A 19,700-nucleotide genomic window follows, 5' to 3' on the forward strand; every position below is an offset into this window, starting at 1 on the left:
TGATAGAAAGTTCATACTTTGATAAAAAAATGCCTATTAGTTATAACTAATAGGCATTTAAACCAATTAATTGTACTTAACCATTGGTTGAACGAGGCGCTGACTGCACTTGGCTCACTGCGCTGGTATATCCGCCAAACCCTTTGCCATAGAAATAGTATTTAGAGTTTTGCCATTGGCTAATTTCGACTACTTCAAGCTTGTCACTTGGTGCAGAAGCAATCGTCATAGCGGCTTGGGTATGCTCAACACGAGAGAATGTACCTAATCTGCCGTTAAATCGATAATCGCTTTCGTAAGCTGATTTTGGCACTTCAATCGGGTGAGTAACATCTTCCACAATCGCTGGTGCAACTGTTGCTTGTGATTGGAATTTACTAACTCGCTCATTTTTCTCTTTAACTAAATCACGTTCAGAATGCTGAGCAACCACACTGCCAAATGGAGCAATATGCTCCTTTACTTCTACTGGTTTTACGTCTTCAGAAGCAACTTTTTCTTCCTTCGGTTTGGAAAGCTGTTCTTGTTTCTCCTTAACCAAATCACGGTTAGTTGGTTGTGCTACAAAACCACCTAGCGGACTAACTGTCTGAAGTTTCTTCTCTTCTGATTTTTTCTCTGTCTCAACAGGCTGATTTTCTTGCTGTTCAAGCATTTGATCAACGGATAAGAATGGTGCTTTTTCCTCTGCTTTAGCAGTAGAGGTAACCTGAACCCAAACTTTACCGCTCGCAAGCTCAGGAGAAGCAACAGCTGAAGTTAGAGGCATAGGAGAAATAACCTGATTGCGTTGATTTTCACGACGACGCTGATTGCCCACACGCAAATGGCGAGGTAAACGGCGTTGGCGGTTATTTTCACGTCCTTCGTTCGTTGTTTCTACCGTAGAGGTTGTTTCAACAGGTACTTCTTGGGTTATAAGCGGTTGAATTTGCTGATTTTTTTGCACATTTTCAACTTGTTTTGCTACCGTTTCCTCAACAGCAGGTGTTAGATTTTCTGCTTCTACTTCTTGTGTTTCGACACGCACTTTTTTACGTAGATCACGGCGTTGGCGGCGTTCGGTTTGAACCTCACGGGAGCTGCTACGACTCTCTTGCTCGGTTACGCCGGAAACTTCTTCCACTACCGCTCGGCGTGCTTTTTTCTCGCTACGCACCGGTTTTTCTTCCGTTGGAGTAGCTTGAGCTTGCACGGTTTTACGCTCTTGGTTTTCCGCTTTGGTATTGCGGTTCGGGCGTTCACGGCGTTGGCGACGATCACGCTGGTTGCGTGCTTTCGGCTTCGGTTTTTCTTCCACTTTTTCTTCGCTAAACCAGCCTTTAATGGTCGCAATTAAGCGGCTTAATAGTGATGGTTTTGGTGGTTCGGTAGGTGTTGGCGAAGGTTGGAGATTCAGCTCCGAGCTTTGTAACACAGACTCTACCGTAATCACCGGCTCGTTACGGGTGACTAACACATCTTCTTGATGGTGATGATGTGGGTGTTCTTCCTCATTACGAGCTTCATAATGCTTGGTTAAATCGTAGCTTAACGTTGGGGTAATTTCATTTTCACGCAGGCGATATACGCTGAAATGCGGCGTTTCCATACTTTCAGACGGTACTACGACAATTTGTACATCGTGGCGTTTTTCAATGCTGGAAATCGCTTTACGTTTTTCGTTGAGTAAGTAGCTGGCGATTTGCACCGGCACAATGGTGTGAACCTGTGCTGTGTTTTCTTTGATTGCCTCTTCTTCTAATAAACGTAAAATCGACAGTGCGATTGATTCATTATCACGTACTTTACCTGTTCCCTGACAGCGAGGGCAGATATGCGATGAAGCCTCACTTAATGATGGGCTTAAACGCTGACGGCTCATTTCTAACAAACCGAAACGGGAAATACGGGCAAATTGGATTCTCGCACGGTCTTGGCGTGTCGCTTCACGAATACGGTTTTCCACTTCACGTTGGTGGCGAACCGGCGTCATATCAATAAAGTCGATCACAATCAAACCGCCTAAGTCACGTAAACGTAACTGACGGGCAATTTCATCAGCCGCTTCTAAGTTGGTGTTAAGAGCGGTTTCTTCAATATCGCCGCCACGGGTTGAACGTGAGGAGTTAATATCAATTGCTGTTAATGCTTCTGTGACATCAATAACGATAGAGCCACCGGAAGGTAAACGCACTTCACGTTGGAATGCCGATTCGATTTGCGATTCAATTTGATAATGACTAAATAGCGGTACTTCGCCTTCGTATAATTTCACACGGTTGATGAAATCCGGGCGAACAAGGCGAATGTGGTTTTTGGCTTTCTCGAACACTTTTTTGTTGTCGATTAAGATTTCGCCAATATCACGGCGTAGATAGTCACGAATTGCACGCACAATCACGTCACTTTCTTGGTGAATTAAGAACGGAGCAGGGCGAGATTCCGCCGCCTTTTTAATTGCTTCCCAGTGGTGTAACAAGACTTTTAAGTCCCATTGTAACTCTTCCGGTGATTTACCCACACCGGCGGTACGCACGATTAAGCCGACATCTTCCGGCACATCTAAGCAGTCTAATGCCTCTTTGAGTTCTAAACGCTCATCGCCTTCAATACGGCGGGAAATACCACCGGCACGAGGGTTGTTCGGCATTAAAACTAAGTAACTACCCGCAAGCGAAATAAAGGTGGTTAAGGCTGCTCCTTTGTTACCACGCTCTTCTTTGCTGACTTGAACAATCACTTCTTGCCCTTCTTGAATAATATCTTTGATATTCGGGCGACCGTTAAACACATAGTCTGACGGGAAGTATTCTCGGGAAATTTCTTTTAAAGGTAGGAAGCCGTGGCGTTCTGCACCGTAATCCACGAATGCAGCTTCAAGGCTTGGTTCGACACGGGTAATTTTACCCTTGTAGATATTGGATTTTTTCTGTTCGTGACCCGGGCTTTCGATGTCCAAGTCAAATAAGCGTTGCCCATCAACGAGGGCAACACGCAACTCTTCTTTTTGAGTTGCATTGATTAACATTCTTTTCATTGTGTTTTCTCATTATTTTGTTTTTGTCTTACACGGTCATTTTGACCCATTGATACGGGAATGGTTTTAGTGTCTATCTCACGACTGTCTTCATTCCGATAGTATGTTGATAGTTGTCTTATGTTTACTTTTTCTTGTCTCAAAGAAACTGCAAAATCAATCACTTAAGGCTTGTTTATCTCTATTACAAGCGGTTATTTTTGCTTTATTTTTTGCAATTTTTTATTGCTTTTTCAAGGCAAAAATAACGGGTTATTATCGCACTTTAACCTTGAAAAAGGCAAGGTAATTATTGTAGGGTAGCTGTTATTTGTGGGTATGAATATTGAAGTAAAAAGGTAAGAATGAAGAAATAACGAGATTTGGTATGAGTACTGGAGATAAGCGTGAAATCTAAGCGGTTAAATTTGCAAAAAAAGTGCTAAATTTAACCGCTTGTAAAGCCAATATTATGCTTTTGCCGTCATTTTTTTCACTGCATCTTCAGTGGTCCAGAGGTCATTTGCGATAATACGGTAGTTGGTTAATGCTGCAAGATAGCCGTCACCTTCAGGAATACGAGGCCCAGCGGTTGCATCTTTCACCACTGTTACTTCAAAACCTTGTTCGATTAATTCACGCAAGTGTGAATCAATACATAAGTTGGCAGCCATACCGGCTAAAATTACTTGGTCGATTTTACGTTTGCGTAATTGCAACACTAAGTCATTGGTTTCTGGGCCAAAAACTTTATGTGGTGAAGCAATCACTGTTTTACCATCAAAAATGTATGGTTTGTACTCAGGCATAAAATCCGCACCTGAATTTTCAAAGCCTTCCATTGTGTATTGACCTTTTCTCGCAAACATTCCGCTGTCGTGCATAAAGTGTTCGCCCGGTGAGCCAAATTCCCATTTGTGATCGGTTGGGTAGTAATAGTGTGGCGAAACAAAGGTTGGCATATCCACTGCTTTTGCCGCTTTAAATAGGCTTTCAATGTTGGCTACGGTGTTGTTCTCTTTAATAGAGTCGCCTAACACGCCCCACATCACGCCTTTCGGGCTTAGGAAGTCAATTTGTGGATCAACTACTACTAATGCCACACGTTTTGGATCAATAGTCATTCCGTGGCGTTTTAAACCGTATTGTTCCGGCTCTGCATAAGGTGATTTTTCTGCGCCGGCTTGTTTTGCATTTGCTGTTGATGCAATACCTAATGCACCTAATACACTGGCAGCCATTGCAATACGAGAGCCGTGGTTAAGGGCTTGACGGCGTTCTTGGTTGATTTCTTCAAATTGTGCTTGTGACATTATTTTATCCTCATTAATAGATATACAAATTGTAACGATAACTTGCGTTACCGAACGGGTTGCTATTATAGTGATCGCATTTCTCCTGTTTTAACCGTTCGTCTCAATTCTTTACCCAAGGAGCTTAATGTGGATAGTTTGACTCATCTTTTTACCCAATTTCAGTTTCGCACGGATTTATTTCATCTAGGTCATTTATGTCAAATCGGGACTTTTAATGAAGAGAATAAAGGCTATTTGCATTTCGTTCGTCAGGGACGTTTTATTTTAAATCAGGCTGCCGAACGCCCGATTACGATTGAACGCCCTGCGATTATTTTTTCACCAACCAATATTTTGCATAGTTTGCATCCGTTAGATGATAGTGGGTTAGATATATTTTGTATTAATTTTGATTTTGGCAAAGGGATTCGCAACCCATTAACGCATACCTTGCATAATATTGTGATCTTAGAGTTGGCACAGTATCCGGAATTGGGGGTATTAGCCGATCAAATTTTTAGTGAAGTAAATCAGAAAGGGTGTGGTTATCAGGCAATGATCCACCATTTATGTGCCTATTTTACCTTGAAGGTTGCCCGCCAATGTTTAGAAAAAGGGTACATTCAAACAGGTTTGTTAAAAGGTTTGGCAGATAAGCAATTAGGGAAAGTGCTGTTAGCTATTCATAATGCACCGGAACGAGATTGGAATGTAGAGGAGTTAGCAAATATGGCATTAATGTCTCGTTCACGCTTTGCCGCTTATTTTAAACAAACGATGGGGGTTTCGCCGATGGATTATCTCACTAACTGGCGATTAGCGGTTGCCCAACATTTATTACAAAAAGGTATGTCGGTGGCATTGGTGGCAGAGCAAGTCGGCTATAGCCACAATGCTGCACTCAGCCGTGTTTTTATGCGGGAACTAGGGCTTTCACCTACCGAATGGTTAGCTCAAAATAAAGAATCGTAACCTGATTGGCAACAAAAAGCAGAATGGTAAAAAGATCAAAAAATTTAACCGCTTGTAGTGTGAAGAACAGTGTGACACAAGCGGTTAAATGTTGTCTTAGATGCCAAGAGAATCCCAAATTTCATCAATGCGTTTCACCACATTGTCATCTTTTTTGATTGGCGTTCCCCACTCTCTGGAAGTTTCACCCACCCATTTATTGGTGGCATCAATCCCCATTTTCGAGCCAAGCCCTGCAATCGGTGAAGCAAAATCAAGATAATCAATCGGGGTATGTTCAATCAGTGTCGTATCTCGAGCCGGGTCACAACGGGTAGTGATCGCCCAAATCACGTCTTTCCAATCTCGAGCGTTCACATCATCATCGCACACAATCACAAACTTGGTGTACATAAATTGACGCAGGAACGACCAAACTCCCATCATCACCCGTTTAGCGTGTCCGGCATATTGTTTTTTCATCGTCACCACAGCTAAACGGTAAGAACAGCCTTCAGGTGGCAAGTAGAAATCGACAATTTCCGGAAACTGTTTTTGCAAAATCGGAATAAAGACTTCATTTAATGCTTCGCCTAATACTGCCGGTTCATCAGGTGGTCTGCCGGTGTAGGTAGAATGATAAATTGCATCTTTTCGCATCGTAATATGGGTAACGGTAAATACCGGAAAATATTCTTGCTCGTTGTAGTAGCCGGTGTGGTCGCCGTAAGGGCCTTCCAAAGCGGTTTCTTCAAGATCGATATAGCCCTCTAGCACAATTTCGCTACTTGCCGGCACTTCTAACTCATTGGAAATAGATTTGACCACTTCGGTTTTATGCCCTCGCAACAGCCCTGCGAACGCATATTCCGAAAGCGTATCCGGCACAGGGGTGACTGCCGCTAAAATAGTGGCTGGATCTGCCCCAATCGCCACCGATACCGGAAACGGTTTACCTGGGTTTTCGGCTTTCCACTCTTGGAAGTCTAACGCACCACCACGGTGGGAAAGCCAACGCATAATCAGCTTGTTTTTGCCGATAAGTTGCTGACGATAGATGCCTAAATTCTGGCGTTTCTTGTAAGGACCTTGCGTAATGGTCAGCCCCCAAGTGACCAGCGGAGCAACATCGCCTGGCCAGCAGTGCATAATCGGTAACTTATAGAGATCAACCTCATCGCCAGAAATTACTACTTGCTGGCAATCTGCTTTGCTCAGCACCTTAGGGGGCATATTTAAAATTTGCTTCCATTGTGGCAGTTGCCCGATCAAATCTTTAAACCCTTTCGGTGGTTCAGGCTCTTTTAAAAAGGCAAGTAACTTGCCCAGCTCACGCAGAGCTTTGGTATCTTCTTGCCCCATTCCCAGAGCTACCCGTTTGGGCGTGCCGAATAAATTACACAACACCGGCATTTGATAGCCTTTCGGGTTTTCAAACAGTAATGCCGGCCCGCCTTTGCGTAAAGTGCGGTCGGCAATTTCGGTCATTTCTAAATAAGGATCGATTTCTTGCTGAATGCGGACTAATTCGCCCTGTGCCTCAAGAAAATCAAGAAATTCACGGAGATTTTTATACTTCATAGCGGTCATATTTTTCGATTTTTTTGCAAGTATATAGAAAAACGCAGATGAAAAATACCCATAAAAAAATTATAGAATTTTTATTTGATTTTGTTAGAATAGCCCAACTTGACTATATACAAGGAGATATTATGTTTAAGAAAACCTTACTCAGCCTTGCCGTTTTAGGGGCAGGCGTTGCTCAAGCCGATGTGCTAACCAGTGTTAAACCGCTAGGCTTTATTGCTAGTGCCATTACCGAAGGTGTAACCGAAACTAAAGTATTATTACCGGTAACCGCTTCTCCGCATGATTACAGCTTAAAACCTTCAGATGTTACTCAATTACAATCTGCTCAATTAGTGGTTTGGGTTGGTGACGGCTTAGAAGGCTTTTTAGAAAAAAGCATTGAAAAATTACCGAAAGAAAAAGTGTTGACGCTTGAAGATGTTGATGCGATTGATGAAATTGTTGAGAAAGCAAGCAAAAAAGAACACAAAGACGATGATCATGATCATAAAGATGAACACGCCCATAAACATGAGCATAAGCACGAACACAAGCATGAGCATAAACACGAAGGGCATGACCACGATCATCACGGACATAGCCACGATGAAGATTGGCACATCTGGTTCTCAGCTGAAGCAAGTGAGCTGGCAGCAGAGCAAATTGCGGCACGTTTAAGCGAACAAATGCCGGAACAAAAAGCGAAAATTGCGGAAAACCTTGCAAAATTTAAAGCAAATTTAACCGCAAAAAAAGCAGACATTGCGAAACAATTAGAGCCGGTAAAAGCCAAAGGTTACTACACATTCCACGATGCTTATGGCTATTTTGAAAGAGAGTATGGTTTAAATTCATTGGGTTCATTTACCATTAACCCAACCGTTGCACCGGGTGCGAAAACCATTGCTTCTATCAAGAAAAATATTGAAAAGCACAAAGCACAATGTTTATTTGCCGAGCCTCAATTCACGCCAAAAGTGATTGAAACCTTAGCAAAAGAAACCAAAGTGAACGTAGGGCAATTAGACCCACTGGGTGCAAAAGTTCAGTTAAGTGCGACTGCTTACCCTGAATTTTTACAAGTTTTGGCTGACGAATTTAGCCAATGTTTAACAAAATAAGTTAAAAATCCCCCATTTAAATATAAATGGGGGATTTTGCGATTACATCACTTAAGCTTTTTTTAAGAATTCTGATTTCAACATAATTTTACCGCAATCGACATTATGGTCACCTTGAGCTAAACGGATTCCTTTGAATTTTGTACCTTTTTTCAGTACTTCAGACGAGCCTTTTAATTTTAAATCTTTGATTAATAATACATCGTCCCCGTCAGATAATAAATTGCCATTACTGTCTTTTACAATTAGCACATCATCATCTTGATCCGTTTCTTCGCCCGTCCATTCATACGCACAATCCGGGCAAACAAATTGAATTGAGTCGTGGTAAGTATTTTCGCTTTTACATTCAGGGCAGGTTGGGTAAATCATTTTAATTCCTCAAATTAATAAAGAACCAGATTATATACCGAAATCCAGCAAAACGCTAAGCGGTCATATTTTGCCGATTTTTTACCAATCAAGCTAAAAGTCAGTTAGAATAGCCCATAACTAACAAAAGGAGGATACTATGATAGTCGATCCTAATTATCAGCAAGAATTAGAAAAATACGAAAACCCGGTGCCAAGCCGAGAGTTTATTTTAAAAACGATTCGAGAATACGATGCACCAATGAGTCGTGATGAATTACTGGACGCTTTCCATATTTATGATGAAGAACGAATGGAAGGCATTCGCCGCCGTTTGCGTGCGATGGAAAATGACGGAGAATTGGTGTTCACCAAAGGTAAACGCTACGCATTGCCGGAAAAGATGGATTTAATCAAAGGCACTGTTATCGGTCATCGTGACGGTTACGGTTTTTTACAGGTGGAAGGACACGAAAAAGGGGTAACTAAAAGCGAAGATTGGTTTATTCCCAATGCCCAAATGGTAAAAGTGATGCACGGTGACTTTGTGCTGGCTCAACCAAACGGCACAGACCGCCGTGGGCGTAAAGAAGTCCGCATTGTACGGGTGTTGGAAGCCCGTAAGAAACAGATTGTGGGGCGTTTTTTCCTTGAAAGCGGCATTGGTTTTGTCGTGCCTGATGACAGCCGCATTAACCAAGACATTCTGATTCCAGATGAACACCGTATGGGAGCGAGAATGGGACAAGTCGTGGTGGTGGAACTACAGGAAAGAAAAGCGAGTTTTAGCCGCCCGGTTGGAATTATCACTGAAATTCTAGGGGATAATTTAGCTCCGGGAATGGAAATTGAAATTGCTTTACGCAATCACGATATTCCGCACGTTTGGCCGGAAGGGGTAGAAAAACAAATCCGCCAATTTAGCAGCGAAGAAGTGCCAGAAGAAGCCAAGCAAGGGCGGGTGGATTTGCGAGATCTACCGCTGATTACCATTGACGGCGAAGATGCCCGAGATTTTGATGATGCCGTATTTGCCAAGAAAGAGGGCAACGGCTGGCGGTTATGGGTAGCGATTGCCGATGTGAGTTACTACGTTCGCCCGAAAACCGCATTAGATTTGGAAGCCCTAAATCGTGGTAACTCGGTCTATTTCCCGAATCGGGTTGTGCCAATGTTGCCGGAGGTGCTTTCCAACGGCTTGTGTTCACTCAACCCACAGGTTGACAGGCTCTGTTTGGTGGCGGAAATGTCGGTTTCCAATAAAGGAGAATTGCAAGATTATCGATTCTATGAAGCAGTAATGAATTCCCACGCCCGTTTAACTTACACTAAAGTGTGGAAAATGTTGGAGGGTGATGAAACCTTGCGTGAACGCTATGCTCCATTAGTGCCGCATATTGAAGAACTCTATGCAATGTTCCAAACCTTAATGAAAGCCCGCCATAAACGAGGGGCGATTGAATTTGAAACCATTGAAAATCAATTTATTTTCAACCCGCAAGGGCGAATTGAGCGAATTGAGCCATTAATCCGCAACGATGCCCATAAATTGATTGAAGAGTGTATGATTTTAGCCAATATCGCTGCCGCTCGTTTTGTGGAAAAAGCGAACGAACCGGCATTATATCGAATTCACGATAAACCGAGCGAAGAAAAATTGCTCAGTTTCAAATCCTTTGTGCGTGAGTGTGGCTTAATGTGGGACGTAGGCTTAGATCCAACCCCAAAAGATTACGGAGTATTACTGGAGCAAATTGCCGAACGTGCCGATAAAGAGTTAATTCAAACAATGTTGCTTCGCTCGTTGAAACAAGCGGTGTATGCGGCGGATAATATCGGGCATTTCGGCTTGGCATTAACCGAATATGCTCATTTTACCTCGCCGATTCGCCGTTATCCTGATTTGCTGTTACACCGTGCGATTAAATATCTGATTGAAAAAGGCAAAGGCAACACCCGTCACTATACCGATGGCGGTGGTTATCACTACAAGTTAGATGATATGGACGAATTTGGTGACAAATGTTCTGCCACCGAACGCCGAGCCGATGAGGCAACCCGAGAAGTGGCAGATTGGCTAAAATGCGAATTTATGCAAGATCATCTTGGTGAAGAGTTTGATGGCGTGATTTCGAGTGTTACCGGCTTTGGCTTATTTGTGAAACTTAATGAGCTTTTAATTGACGGATTGGTTCATATTTCAACGTTGGATAATGATTATTACCACTATGATGCTGACCGACAACGTTTAGTCGGCGGGAGTGGGATCATCTATCGGTTAGGCGATGCAGTTCGGGTGAAAGTAATCAATGTGAATTTAGACGAGAAAAAAATTGATTTTGAGTTGCTGACCGGTAATAAGAAAACCGGCAAGACCGCCAAGAAAAAAGCAAAATCGACAGAGGTTCCTGTTTTCAAAGAGCCTAAAACGGTAAAAAAAGCCAAAAAAGTCGCTGAGAAAAAGCCGGCAAAATCTGCAAAAAAACGGACAAAAACGACCGCTAGTAAATCAAGGAAAAAATAGCAAATGGATTACAAAAAACAAATTTTATTCAGCCTTTTATTTGCTTTAGTAATTGCAATAATAAGCTATTTTTTGTTCACCTATATCCCGTTTGATTGTAGCGATCTGAGCAAACTCAACGATTCACAACGTTTAGAGTGCCGAACTGCCGAAGTTCTGGGCGTTTATTACTGGCTGCCGCACACTACCACGCTGTTTTTCGGCTCGGTGTTATTATATTGGGCGGTTTATGGCGTGATTTCATTAGTGCAAGCAGTGCTCAAACGCTAACAAGCGGTTTTGTTTTTGCAAAAAGTTGCAAATCTCATCTGAATAATCCTTCCAAGATCAAAGGTCTATCAAAAAAGATAGACCTTTATTGTGTAAATAAACTAAAACTCCTTGATAGATGTATCACTAATCTATAAAATTCCAGCAATTAAGTGGGAAAAAGTGGTGAATTGTGGAACTTTTCCTTAAATTTAACCTCATTTAAAAAGGTAAATCAGTAAAATGTTTCGTGGTGCAAGTTCAATTAGCATTGATAGCAAAGGGCGGATCGCTATTCCGACCCGTTATCGTGCCGAGCTATTGGAAAAACATCACGGGATCTTAGTTTGCACTGTGGATATCCGCCAGCCTTGTTTGTTACTTTACCCACTTCACGAATGGGAAATGGTTGAACAGAAATTGTTGGCACTATCTAATTTTGACCCTGTTCAACGCCGCATTCAGCGAGTAATGCAAGGCTTTGCTACCGAATGTGAAATGGATTCGGCAGGGCGAATACTGCTTAGCCCTACACTTCGCCAACACGCACAATTAGAGCAACAAATTATGCTGGTTGGACAATTAAACAAATTTGAAATTTGGCAAGATAAACAATGGCAAGCACAAATTGCCGAAGATCTTGCTTTTGGCAGTTCGGCAGAAATTTTAGACTGCGAAGCATTGAAAAACCTGTCTCTCTAGTAATTGGAAATTGAGATGAGCGAGAACCCAAAACATATTACAGTATTATTGCACGAAGCGGTTGACGGCTTGGCAATTAAGCCTAACGGTATCTATATTGACGGTACTTTCGGGCGTGGCGGGCATTCTCGCTTGATTTTATCCAAACTGGGCGAAAATGGGCGATTAATCGCAACTGATCGTGACCCTCGAGCGATAGCGGAAGCCCAAACGATTAGTGACCCTCGTTTTCAAATTGAACATACGGCATTTTCTGCCATTCCCGAACTGTGTGAACGAATGGGGTTGGTGGGCAAAATTGACGGTATTTTATTGGATTTAGGTGTGTCTTCCCCGCAGCTTGATGAAGCCGAACGAGGCTTTAGTTTTATGCGTGACGGGCCGCTTGATATGCGAATGGATACCACCAAAGGCTTATCGGCAGCCGAGTGGCTTGCCCAAGTTTCGGCAGAAGATTTAGCTTGGGTATTAAAAGAATTTGGCGAAGAGCGTTTTGCCAAACGGATTGCACAAGCGGTCGTTTCTTACAATAAATCTGCAACTGAAAAAATCAGTCGAACTTTGCAGCTCGCGCAAATTATTGCGGATGCGGTGCCGTTTAAAGATAAGCACAAACACCCTGCAACCCGTTCGTTCCAAGCAATTCGCATTTTTATCAATAGTGAATTAGACGAACTGGAAAAGGCTTTAAATTCCGCATTAACGGTGTTAGCCCCTGAAGGGCGTTTGTCGATTATCAGTTTCCATTCCCTTGAAGACAGAATGGTGAAACAGTTTATGCGTAAACATAGTAAAGGAATGGAAGTCCCTCGAGGTTTACCGATTTTAGAAGTGGAGTTAACTAAAAATATTCCGCTGAAAACTATTGGCAAAGCGATTATGCCGAGCGAAGCCGAAATTGAAGCAAATGCCCGCTCACGCAGTGCGGTATTGCGGATTGCCGAAAAACGCTAACAGTAAATAGGGAAGAATATGTCGAACGAACGTTATCCGTTACATCAAATCATCATTGATGATATTTTTAGCCATAACAAAGTGGCTCTTTTATTGTTGATTGGTGTAGTGATTTCAGCAGTGGCTACGATTTGGATAACCCACCAGACTCGTTTATCGGTGAGCGAACAAGGGCAACTGATTCAAGCAAACCAAAAGTTGGAAAGCCAATATACTAATCTGCAATTAGAAGAAAACAGCAGAAGCAGTCGGGCAAGAGTTGATGCCGCCGCTAAATCGTTCGGATTACAGCCGATTAAAAAAGAGCAAGAAATTATTTTAGTTGAATAAAAAATGGTTAAATCAGTTAAATTAAAACGTAAGCAAGGAGCCCCTGTCGCAAAAGCAGAGCCTCAACAAGCAGAAGGTAAAAAAACACCGAGTTTTTTACCTACTCGCTTTAGAGTGGTTGTGTTTTTTATGCTATTAATGGTTGGTGGCTTACTAGCACAAACCGCCTATATTCAGCTTTTTGACTCTGAAAGATTAATTAAAGAGGCTAATAACCGCTCACTTCGTACTAAAGAACTCCAATTTACCCGTGGACGTATTTTAGATCGTAACGGGCGTTTTCTCTCTATTAGTGTGCCAATGTACTCATTAACACTTGACCCGAGAGAATACTTTGATACTAAACTGCGCCGTTCCAACGAAAGCTGGCGTGCCTTGGCGATTGAAATGGAAACATCAAAAGGTAAAATTGAGGCAAACGTTAATAAATTTATTGAAAAGAAAAATTTTTCAAAAGAAAAAGTAGATTTTGATCCACGTTCTATTTTAAATACTAAAAGCGAAGGCTATTGGACTCAGCTTGCCCAAGTTACAGGCTTGGATTACAACAGTTTAGTAGAAAAAGTACGGAATAACCCTAGTTCGGCTTTTTTACGTTTAGATAACGAAAATTTAGTAAGAGAACGCCAGAAATTCCAAGCATTAAGCAAAGAAATCGGCCGTTCCTATAATGACATAATGGACGAGCTTTATAGCAAAAACCGCCAGCGATTCCTTTATTTATCTCGTCATCAATCTGAAGCTATTAGCGAATATGCAAAAGAACTAGATATTGATGCATTAGTGATTAAAGTCGAATCACGCCGTTTTTACCCGCTAGCAGAGGAATCTTCACAGTTGATCGGCTTTACCGATAAAGATGATATGCACGGTTCAGAAGGGCTGGAGCGTAGTTTTGATTCCTTACTGATCGGCAAAAACGGTAAACAAATTATCCGAAAAGATGCCAAAGGCAACATTGTGGAAAATATTCGCTCAGAGAAACAGTACGATCCGCAAGATGTTATGTTAAGCATTGATGAAGAGTTACAATCAATGGTTTATGGCGAAATCAAAAAAGCAGTACAGGAAAATAATGCGGAATCAGGCACAGCGGTCTTGGTTGATGTGCAAACCGGCGAAATTTTGGCAATGGCAAATGCCCCGTCATTCAACCCGAACAAGCGGGATAGCTTTAAGCCCGAATTAATGCGTAACCGTGCGATTACCGATACTTTTGAGCCGGGTTCAACAGTGAAACCTTTTACCGTATTAACCGCATTACAAAATGGGGTAACTTATCGTGATGAGGTAATCAGCACACGCCCCTTTGCTGTCAATGGACATACGATTAAAGACGTTGCTCCAAGAGACAGTCTGACACTTACGGGCATCTTACAGAAATCCAGTAACATTGGGGTAAGTAAATTAGCCCTTAGAATGCCGGCAAATGCGTTAGTAGATACTTACACCAAAATCGGTTTCGGTAAAGATACCGGTTTAGGGCTAGGTGAACAACGAGGCTCAAATGGTGACCGCAAACGTTGGGCGGATATTGAACGTGCGACCCTTTCCTACGGATACGGCTTAAATGTGACTCCTCTACAACTTGCTCGAGCTTATGCGACTTTAGGGAGTTTTGGGTTATACCGTCCGCTTTCCATTACCAAAGTCGATCCACCGGTGATTGGCGAACGGGTTCTGCCTGAAAAAACTACCCGAGACGTAGTGCATATGATGGAAAGTGTTGCGGCTAAAGGCGAAGGTGGACAACGTGCAGCGGTGGACGGCTACCGTGTAGCCATCAAAACCGGTACGGCACGCAAATTAGAAAAAGGCAAATATGTTGAAAAATATATTGCTTATACTGCAGGTATTGCACCTGCAAGCGATCCTCGCTTTGCGTTAGTGGTATTAATCAACGAACCTAAAGCGGGCAACTACTATGGTGGCTTTGTTTCTGCACCATTGTTCTCACGCATTATGGGTTACACGTTAAAACAACGTAATATTAAGCCGGATAACTTAACTGAAAATACCCAAAGTGCCGTGCGTGAAATTAAATTAGAACGCCCTATCAATTAAGGTTAGCTATGAAACGTTTACTTCCTTTTCTTACAGAACTTGATGCTTGGGTGAAAGAACTCACCGAGCTTAAACAAATGACACTTGATAGTCGCCAAGTACAGTCAGGCGATCTTTTTGTTGCCTTGAAAGGGCATCAAGTTGATGGCAGAAAATTTATTCCGAATGCGATAGAACAAGGCGCAGCAATCATTTTGGCTGAGGCTGATGAAGATCAGCCGGAAGTTGAGCTTGATTCAAAATTTGCAAAATTTAACCTAGATCGCACCGCTTGTTGCAAGGTTGTTTCAGTACCGAATTTGCCAAAATTGCTATCTGAAATTGCAGGAGCTTTTTACCATAACCCGTCACACAAGCTGACTTTAGCAGGCATTACCGGCACGAACGGTAAAACGACTACCGCTCAATTATTAGCACAATGGCGTAATTTATTGGGTGGAAAATCGGCAGTTATGGGTACTATCGGCAACGGTTTGTACGGACAAGTGCAAGAAGCGGTAAATACCACCGGCTCTGCTATTGAAATTCAGCGTAATCTTGCGAGCTTTGTTGAACTTGGAGCGGATTTTTGTGCGATGGAAGTCAGCTCTCACGGCTTGGCTCAATTTAGAGCAGAAGCTTTAGATTTTGATTTGGCGATCTTTACGAATTTAAGCCGAGATCACCTTGATTACCACAACACGATGGAAGAGTATGCCCAAGCTAAATTCCGTTTATTCAACGAATTAAGCACCAAAGCTCAAGTGATTAACGCCGATGATGAAATCGGGCGTGAATGGCTGACACAATTACCGAATGCGGTTGCAGTAAGTACTGATCCGGAATTTGCTGGCAACCACCGATTTGTCAAAGCTACGGCGGTGAAATTTACCCTGCAAGGGGCAAGTATTGCGTTTGAATCAAGCTGGGGCAATGGCGAGTTACACAGCCGTTTAATCGGGGCTTTCAATGTAAATAATCTGCTTACCGCCTTTGCCGGACTTTTAGCTCTTGGCTTTGATATTCAAGAACTGATTAAAACTGCACCGAATTTAGTTGGCGTAGCAGGTAGAATGGAATGTATCACCGCTCCAAATAAGCCAATGGTGATTGTGGACTACGCTCACACCCCTGATGCCCTCGAAAAAGCCCTACAAGCGGCTCGTTTACATTGCGAAGGCGAACTTTGGTGCATTTTCGGCTGTGGTGGCGACCGTGACGCCGGCAAACGCCCGTTAATGGCAACGATCGCCGAGAAATTAGCCGATAAAGTGATTGCTACAGACGACAACCCGCGCACTGAAGATAATCAAAAGATTATGGCAGATATTGTGAAAGGCTTTAGTAAACCACAACAAATTATTCATAACCGTGAAGAGGCAATTAAAACCGCCATTGAGCAAGCTAAAGCCACCGATGTGATTTTAATCGCCGGCAAAGGCCACGAAGATTATCAGATTATTGGTACGGAGAAGTTGCATTTTTCGGATCAGGAAACGGCAAGGAAATATCTGTTTTAATGTCACTTTCTTTGCTTCGCCAAAGAAAGTAACCAAAGAAAGGCGACCCTACTTCACCGCTATCTTCGCTTGGTTTGAATTTGCTTAACGAAAAAATTCCAAACTCGCAGCTTTGCTGCTCAAACAAGGAATTTTTCCTACAAATTCAAAGTCGCTCAGGCGGTTCAGAAGGGGACCCGGCAGAGCATCATTTTGCAAAATTTTTCAAAAAAATCACCGCTTGTATGGTCGGATCGGGTTCCCTTCTGAGTTGCCCGAACGACTTGAAATTTTTAGGAAAATAACCCGAGCGAGAGCGAAGCGAACATCAGGGTTATTTTTCGTTAAGAAAATTTCAACCAAGTGAGGACAAACGCTTTAGCGTTTGAGCGTTGGCTTCGCCAACGACCCCGAAGGGGCGAGCAAGTAAGCTATGCGAACTTGCGAGTAGTGCAACGAAGCAGGGTGTGCTTTCTTTTGGTTACTTTTCTTTGCACAAGCAAAGAAAAGTGACAGTGACAGTGACAAATACAAAATGCTCGTAATTAATTTTATAAAGAAAAATATAAATCAATGATAAAACTAACCACCCAACAAATCGCTGAAATCCTAAATGCCAAATTGATTGGCAATGGCGAAACTGTGGTAGAAACCACCAGCACCGACACCCGACAAGCGGTTGAAAACGGCTTATTTTTTGCATTAAAGGGCGAGAACTTTGATGCTCATCACTATCTTCAAAATGCAGTCGCACAAGGTTGTGTGGCAGTTGTGGTTGAGCGTGAGTGTGAAATTGATGTACCACAACTTGTGGTGGCAGATACCCGTTTGGCATTGGGGGAATTGGCGAAGTGGTTAAAAGCCACGTTGAACCCGAAAACGGTGGCGATGACAGGTTCTTCCGGTAAAACAACCGTCAAAGAAATGACTGCAAAAATCCTGCAAAAAATGACCGCTTGTGAACAGGAAGTGCTTTATACTTTTGGTAACTTAAACAATGACTTAGGTGTACCGATGACCTTGCTTCGCTTAACCGAACAGCATAAATATGCAGTAATTGAGCTGGGGGCAAATCATATCGGTGAAATTGCTTATACCACCGCTATCGCCCAGCCTGATGCCTGTTTGGTAAATAATGTGGCTGCGGCACATTTAGAGGGTTTTGGTTCATTAGAAGGTGTAGCTCAAGCCAAAGGCGAAATTTATCGTGGTCTGAAAGAGAATGGCAAAGCGATTGTCAATTTAGCGTTTTATTATCCGCAATGGCAAAAAGAGATTGGTTCACGAGAAATGCAATCTTTCTCTTATATCGGTTCAGATTCGGATTCTTACGCTGATTACTGGGCGGAAGATGTCGAGCTACATTTAAGCGGTTCACTCTTTACGCTACATACGCCACAGGGCGAAATTGCCATTGAACTACCTTATTTGGGAAAACATAACGTGAGCAATGCCTTAGCAGCGACTTCATTGGCGATGTCTGTCGGTGCGACGTTAGAGGCAGTCAAAGCAGGGCTTGAGCAACGTTCAATGGTAAAAGGGCGTTTATATCCAGTGCAAATTAACGACCACTGCTTGTTTATTGATGACACCTACAATGCTAATGTAGATTCAATGAAATCGGCGATTTCTGTTTTAGAAAATTATCCGGCTTACCGTATTTTTACGGTGGGCGATATGGCGGAATTGGGCGAAGAAAGTGGCAAATGCCACCAAGAAGTAGCTGATTTTGCCCAAAATGCAGCGTTAGATTTAATAGTGAGTTTCGGTAAAGAGAGTGCGGTAATCAGCCAACAGGCAGCACATCATTTTACCGATAAACAGCAAATGGTTGATTTCCTACTGCCGATTATTTTGCAAAAAATCGAACAAAAACAACCGCTTGTATTATTAGCAAAAGGCTCTCGTAGCCAGAAAATGGAAACGGTGATTTCCGAATTGTGTAAACCATTTAACCTAAATTTCTAATTATTTTTAAGGACTAAGCAATGTTAGTTTGGCTTGCAGAACTATTGGTTCAATATAACACAGCGTTTAACGTTGTTTCTTATATTACTTTCCGTGCCATTATGGCGTTATTAACTGCAATGGGGATCGGGCTTTGGATCGGGCCGAAAGTGATCCGCCGTTTGCAGATCTTAAAATTCGGTCAGGAAGTGCGTAATGACGGGCCGGAAAGCCATTTCAAAAAACGTGGTACGCCAACAATGGGCGGTGTGATGATTCTCGCAGCAATTGGCGTGAGTGCGTTACTTTGGGCGGATCTGCGTAATTCCTATGTTTGGTTCACGCTATTTGTGCTATTTGGCTACGGTGCAGTAGGTTTTGTGGATGATTATCGCAAAATTGCCCGCAAAAATACCGATGGTTTGATTGCTCGTTGGAAATATTTTTGGTTATCTGCCATTGCATTAGTGGCGGTGTTTGGTATGTATGCAGTGGGGAAAGATACCGCAGCAACTCAGTTAGTAGTGCCGTTTTTTAAAGACGTGATGCCACAGCTTGGTTTATTTTACATTGTGTTAGCCTATTTCGTGATTGTCGGCACCAGTAATGCAGTAAACCTAACCGATGGTTTAGACGGGCTTGCGATTGTACCAACCATTATGGTGGCATCTGCCTTTGCGTTAATTGCGTGGGCAACCGGTAACTTTAATTTCGCACAATATTTACACATTCCTTTTATTCCAAATGCAGGCGAATTGGTAATTTTATGTACAGCCATTGTGGGAGCAGGTTTAGGGTTCTTATGGTATAACACTTACCCTGCACAGGTGTTTATGGGCGATGTCGGCTCACTTTCGCTCGGCGGTGCATTAGGTGTGATTGCAGTATTAGTTCGCCAAGAATTATTATTGGTGGTAATGGGGGGAGTGTTTGTAGTTGAAGCTCTCTCGGTGATTTTACAAGTGGGTTCATACAAATTACGCCAAAAACGCATTTTCCGAATGGCACCAATTCACCACCATTTTGAGCTCAAAGGCTGGCCTGAACCACGCGTTATCGTGCGTTTCTGGATTATCACACTCATGCTAGTGTTAGTCGGCTTAGTAACATTGAAATTACGTTAATTGATTGAATAAGGTGCATTTAGATAATGTGCCTTATGTTATT

Annotated in this window: 15 protein-coding genes; 11 read left to right on the forward strand and 4 right to left on the reverse strand. The window is 42.6% G+C overall.

Going from position 1 to position 19,700, the window contains the following annotated elements; all coding sequences use genetic code 11:
• Nucleotides 1–76: 76 nt before the first annotated feature.
• A complete protein-coding gene (gene rne, locus EL242_RS00315; protein WP_126301065.1) occupies nt 77–3,019 on the reverse strand; it encodes a ribonuclease E in 2,943 nt (980 codons plus the stop codon).
• A 449-nt stretch (nt 3,020–3,468) separates the two neighbouring features.
• Nucleotides 3,469–4,314 carry a cysteine hydrolase family protein gene (locus tag EL242_RS00320; protein WP_126301066.1) on the reverse strand — a complete coding sequence of 282 codons (846 nt, stop codon included), beginning with the start codon at nt 4,312–4,314 and terminating at the stop codon, nt 3,469–3,471.
• Between the two features lie 126 nt (nt 4,315–4,440).
• Here EL242_RS00320 and EL242_RS00325 point away from each other — a divergent pair, with 126 nt between their 5' ends.
• Complete coding sequence (locus EL242_RS00325) at nt 4,441–5,265, forward strand: AraC family transcriptional regulator (RefSeq protein WP_126301067.1); 825 nt, start codon at nt 4,441–4,443, stop codon at nt 5,263–5,265.
• Between the two features lie 96 nt (nt 5,266–5,361).
• Here EL242_RS00325 and ubiD read toward each other — a convergent pair whose 3' ends face one another.
• Nucleotides 5,362–6,825, reverse strand: coding sequence for a 4-hydroxy-3-polyprenylbenzoate decarboxylase (gene ubiD / locus EL242_RS00330; RefSeq protein ID WP_126301068.1), 1,464 nt, complete (start codon nt 6,823–6,825; stop codon nt 5,362–5,364).
• Nucleotides 6,826–6,956: 131 nt separating this feature from the next.
• On the opposite strand from ubiD, the gene znuA reads away from it, so the two are divergent.
• A complete protein-coding gene (gene znuA, locus EL242_RS00335) occupies nt 6,957–7,934 on the forward strand; it encodes a zinc ABC transporter substrate-binding protein ZnuA (protein WP_126301069.1) in 978 nt (325 codons plus the stop codon).
• Nucleotides 7,935–7,985: 51 nt separating this feature from the next.
• Here the strand turns inward: znuA and EL242_RS00340 are convergent, their stop codons facing one another.
• Nucleotides 7,986–8,306: a zinc ribbon domain-containing protein YjdM gene (locus EL242_RS00340; protein ID WP_006249742.1), complete on the reverse strand. Its 321-nt coding sequence runs from the start codon at nt 8,304–8,306 to the stop codon at nt 7,986–7,988.
• A gap of 139 nt (nt 8,307–8,445) precedes the next feature.
• Here EL242_RS00340 and rnr point away from each other — a divergent pair, with 139 nt between their 5' ends.
• The 9 genes from rnr (at nt 8,446) to mraY (ending at nt 19,657) form a co-directional block, all read left to right on the forward strand.
• The gene (gene rnr / locus EL242_RS00345) at nt 8,446–10,809 is read left to right on the forward strand and encodes a ribonuclease R (RefSeq protein WP_126301070.1); all 2,364 of its coding nucleotides are present in this window, start codon (nt 8,446–8,448) and stop codon (nt 10,807–10,809) included.
• Between the two features lie 3 nt (nt 10,810–10,812).
• Entirely contained in the window at nt 10,813–11,079 is a 267-nt protein-coding gene (locus EL242_RS00350; RefSeq protein ID WP_126301071.1) for a hypothetical protein, read from the forward strand.
• Nucleotides 11,080–11,301: 222 nt separating this feature from the next.
• Nucleotides 11,302–11,760, forward strand: a complete 459-nt coding sequence (mraZ, locus tag EL242_RS00355) for a division/cell wall cluster transcriptional repressor MraZ (protein WP_006249739.1) — start codon at nt 11,302–11,304, stop codon at nt 11,758–11,760.
• A gap of 15 nt (nt 11,761–11,775) precedes the next feature.
• On the forward strand, nt 11,776–12,714 hold the full coding sequence (rsmH, locus tag EL242_RS00360) for a 16S rRNA (cytosine(1402)-N(4))-methyltransferase RsmH (protein ID WP_126301072.1): 939 nt from the start codon (nt 11,776–11,778) through the stop codon (nt 12,712–12,714).
• Nucleotides 12,715–12,732: 18 nt separating this feature from the next.
• Nucleotides 12,733–13,044, forward strand: a complete 312-nt coding sequence (ftsL, locus tag EL242_RS00365; protein WP_006249737.1) for a cell division protein FtsL — start codon at nt 12,733–12,735, stop codon at nt 13,042–13,044.
• A gap of 3 nt (nt 13,045–13,047) precedes the next feature.
• Nucleotides 13,048–15,108: a penicillin-binding transpeptidase domain-containing protein gene (locus EL242_RS00370; RefSeq protein WP_126301073.1), complete on the forward strand. Its 2,061-nt coding sequence runs from the start codon at nt 13,048–13,050 to the stop codon at nt 15,106–15,108.
• Between the two features lie 8 nt (nt 15,109–15,116).
• Nucleotides 15,117–16,607 carry a UDP-N-acetylmuramoyl-L-alanyl-D-glutamate--2,6-diaminopimelate ligase gene (gene murE, locus EL242_RS00375; protein WP_126301074.1) on the forward strand — a complete coding sequence of 497 codons (1,491 nt, stop codon included), beginning with the start codon at nt 15,117–15,119 and terminating at the stop codon, nt 16,605–16,607.
• Between the two features lie 552 nt (nt 16,608–17,159).
• The gene (murF, locus tag EL242_RS00385; protein ID WP_126301075.1) at nt 17,160–18,554 is read left to right on the forward strand and encodes a UDP-N-acetylmuramoyl-tripeptide--D-alanyl-D-alanine ligase; all 1,395 of its coding nucleotides are present in this window, start codon (nt 17,160–17,162) and stop codon (nt 18,552–18,554) included.
• 20 nt (nt 18,555–18,574) lie between these two features.
• Nucleotides 18,575–19,657, forward strand: a complete 1,083-nt coding sequence (mraY, locus tag EL242_RS00390) for a phospho-N-acetylmuramoyl-pentapeptide-transferase (protein ID WP_126301076.1) — start codon at nt 18,575–18,577, stop codon at nt 19,655–19,657.
• Nucleotides 19,658–19,700: the final 43 nt, after the last annotated feature.

The organism is Mannheimia haemolytica, assembly GCA_900638155.1.
In the GTDB taxonomy this organism is placed as follows: Bacteria; Pseudomonadota; Gammaproteobacteria; order Enterobacterales; family Pasteurellaceae; genus Mannheimia; species Mannheimia glucosida.

Excerpts from the sequence above, each read along its gene's own strand:
- znuA (WP_126301069.1), top strand. The coding sequence starts at position 6,957 with ATGTTTAAGAAAACCTTACTCAGCCTTGCCGTTTTAGGGGCAGGCGTT.
- ubiD (WP_126301068.1), bottom strand. The coding sequence starts at position 6,825 with ATGAAGTATAAAAATCTCCGTGAATTTCTTGATTTTCTTGAGGCACAG.
- rne (WP_126301065.1), bottom strand. The coding sequence starts at position 3,019 with ATGAAAAGAATGTTAATCAATGCAACTCAAAAAGAAGAGTTGCGTGTT.
- murE (WP_126301074.1), top strand. The coding sequence starts at position 15,117 with ATGAAACGTTTACTTCCTTTTCTTACAGAACTTGATGCTTGGGTGAAA.
- rnr (WP_126301070.1), top strand. The coding sequence starts at position 8,446 with ATGATAGTCGATCCTAATTATCAGCAAGAATTAGAAAAATACGAAAAC.
- EL242_RS00370 (WP_126301073.1), top strand. The coding sequence starts at position 13,048 with ATGGTTAAATCAGTTAAATTAAAACGTAAGCAAGGAGCCCCTGTCGCA.
- mraZ (WP_006249739.1), top strand. The coding sequence starts at position 11,302 with ATGTTTCGTGGTGCAAGTTCAATTAGCATTGATAGCAAAGGGCGGATC.
- mraY (WP_126301076.1), top strand. The coding sequence starts at position 18,575 with ATGTTAGTTTGGCTTGCAGAACTATTGGTTCAATATAACACAGCGTTT.
- EL242_RS00340 (WP_006249742.1), bottom strand. The coding sequence starts at position 8,306 with ATGATTTACCCAACCTGCCCTGAATGTAAAAGCGAAAATACTTACCAC.
- murF (WP_126301075.1), top strand. The coding sequence starts at position 17,160 with ATGATAAAACTAACCACCCAACAAATCGCTGAAATCCTAAATGCCAAA.
- rsmH (WP_126301072.1), top strand. The coding sequence starts at position 11,776 with ATGAGCGAGAACCCAAAACATATTACAGTATTATTGCACGAAGCGGTT.
- EL242_RS00350 (WP_126301071.1), top strand. The coding sequence starts at position 10,813 with ATGGATTACAAAAAACAAATTTTATTCAGCCTTTTATTTGCTTTAGTA.
- ftsL (WP_006249737.1), top strand. The coding sequence starts at position 12,733 with ATGTCGAACGAACGTTATCCGTTACATCAAATCATCATTGATGATATT.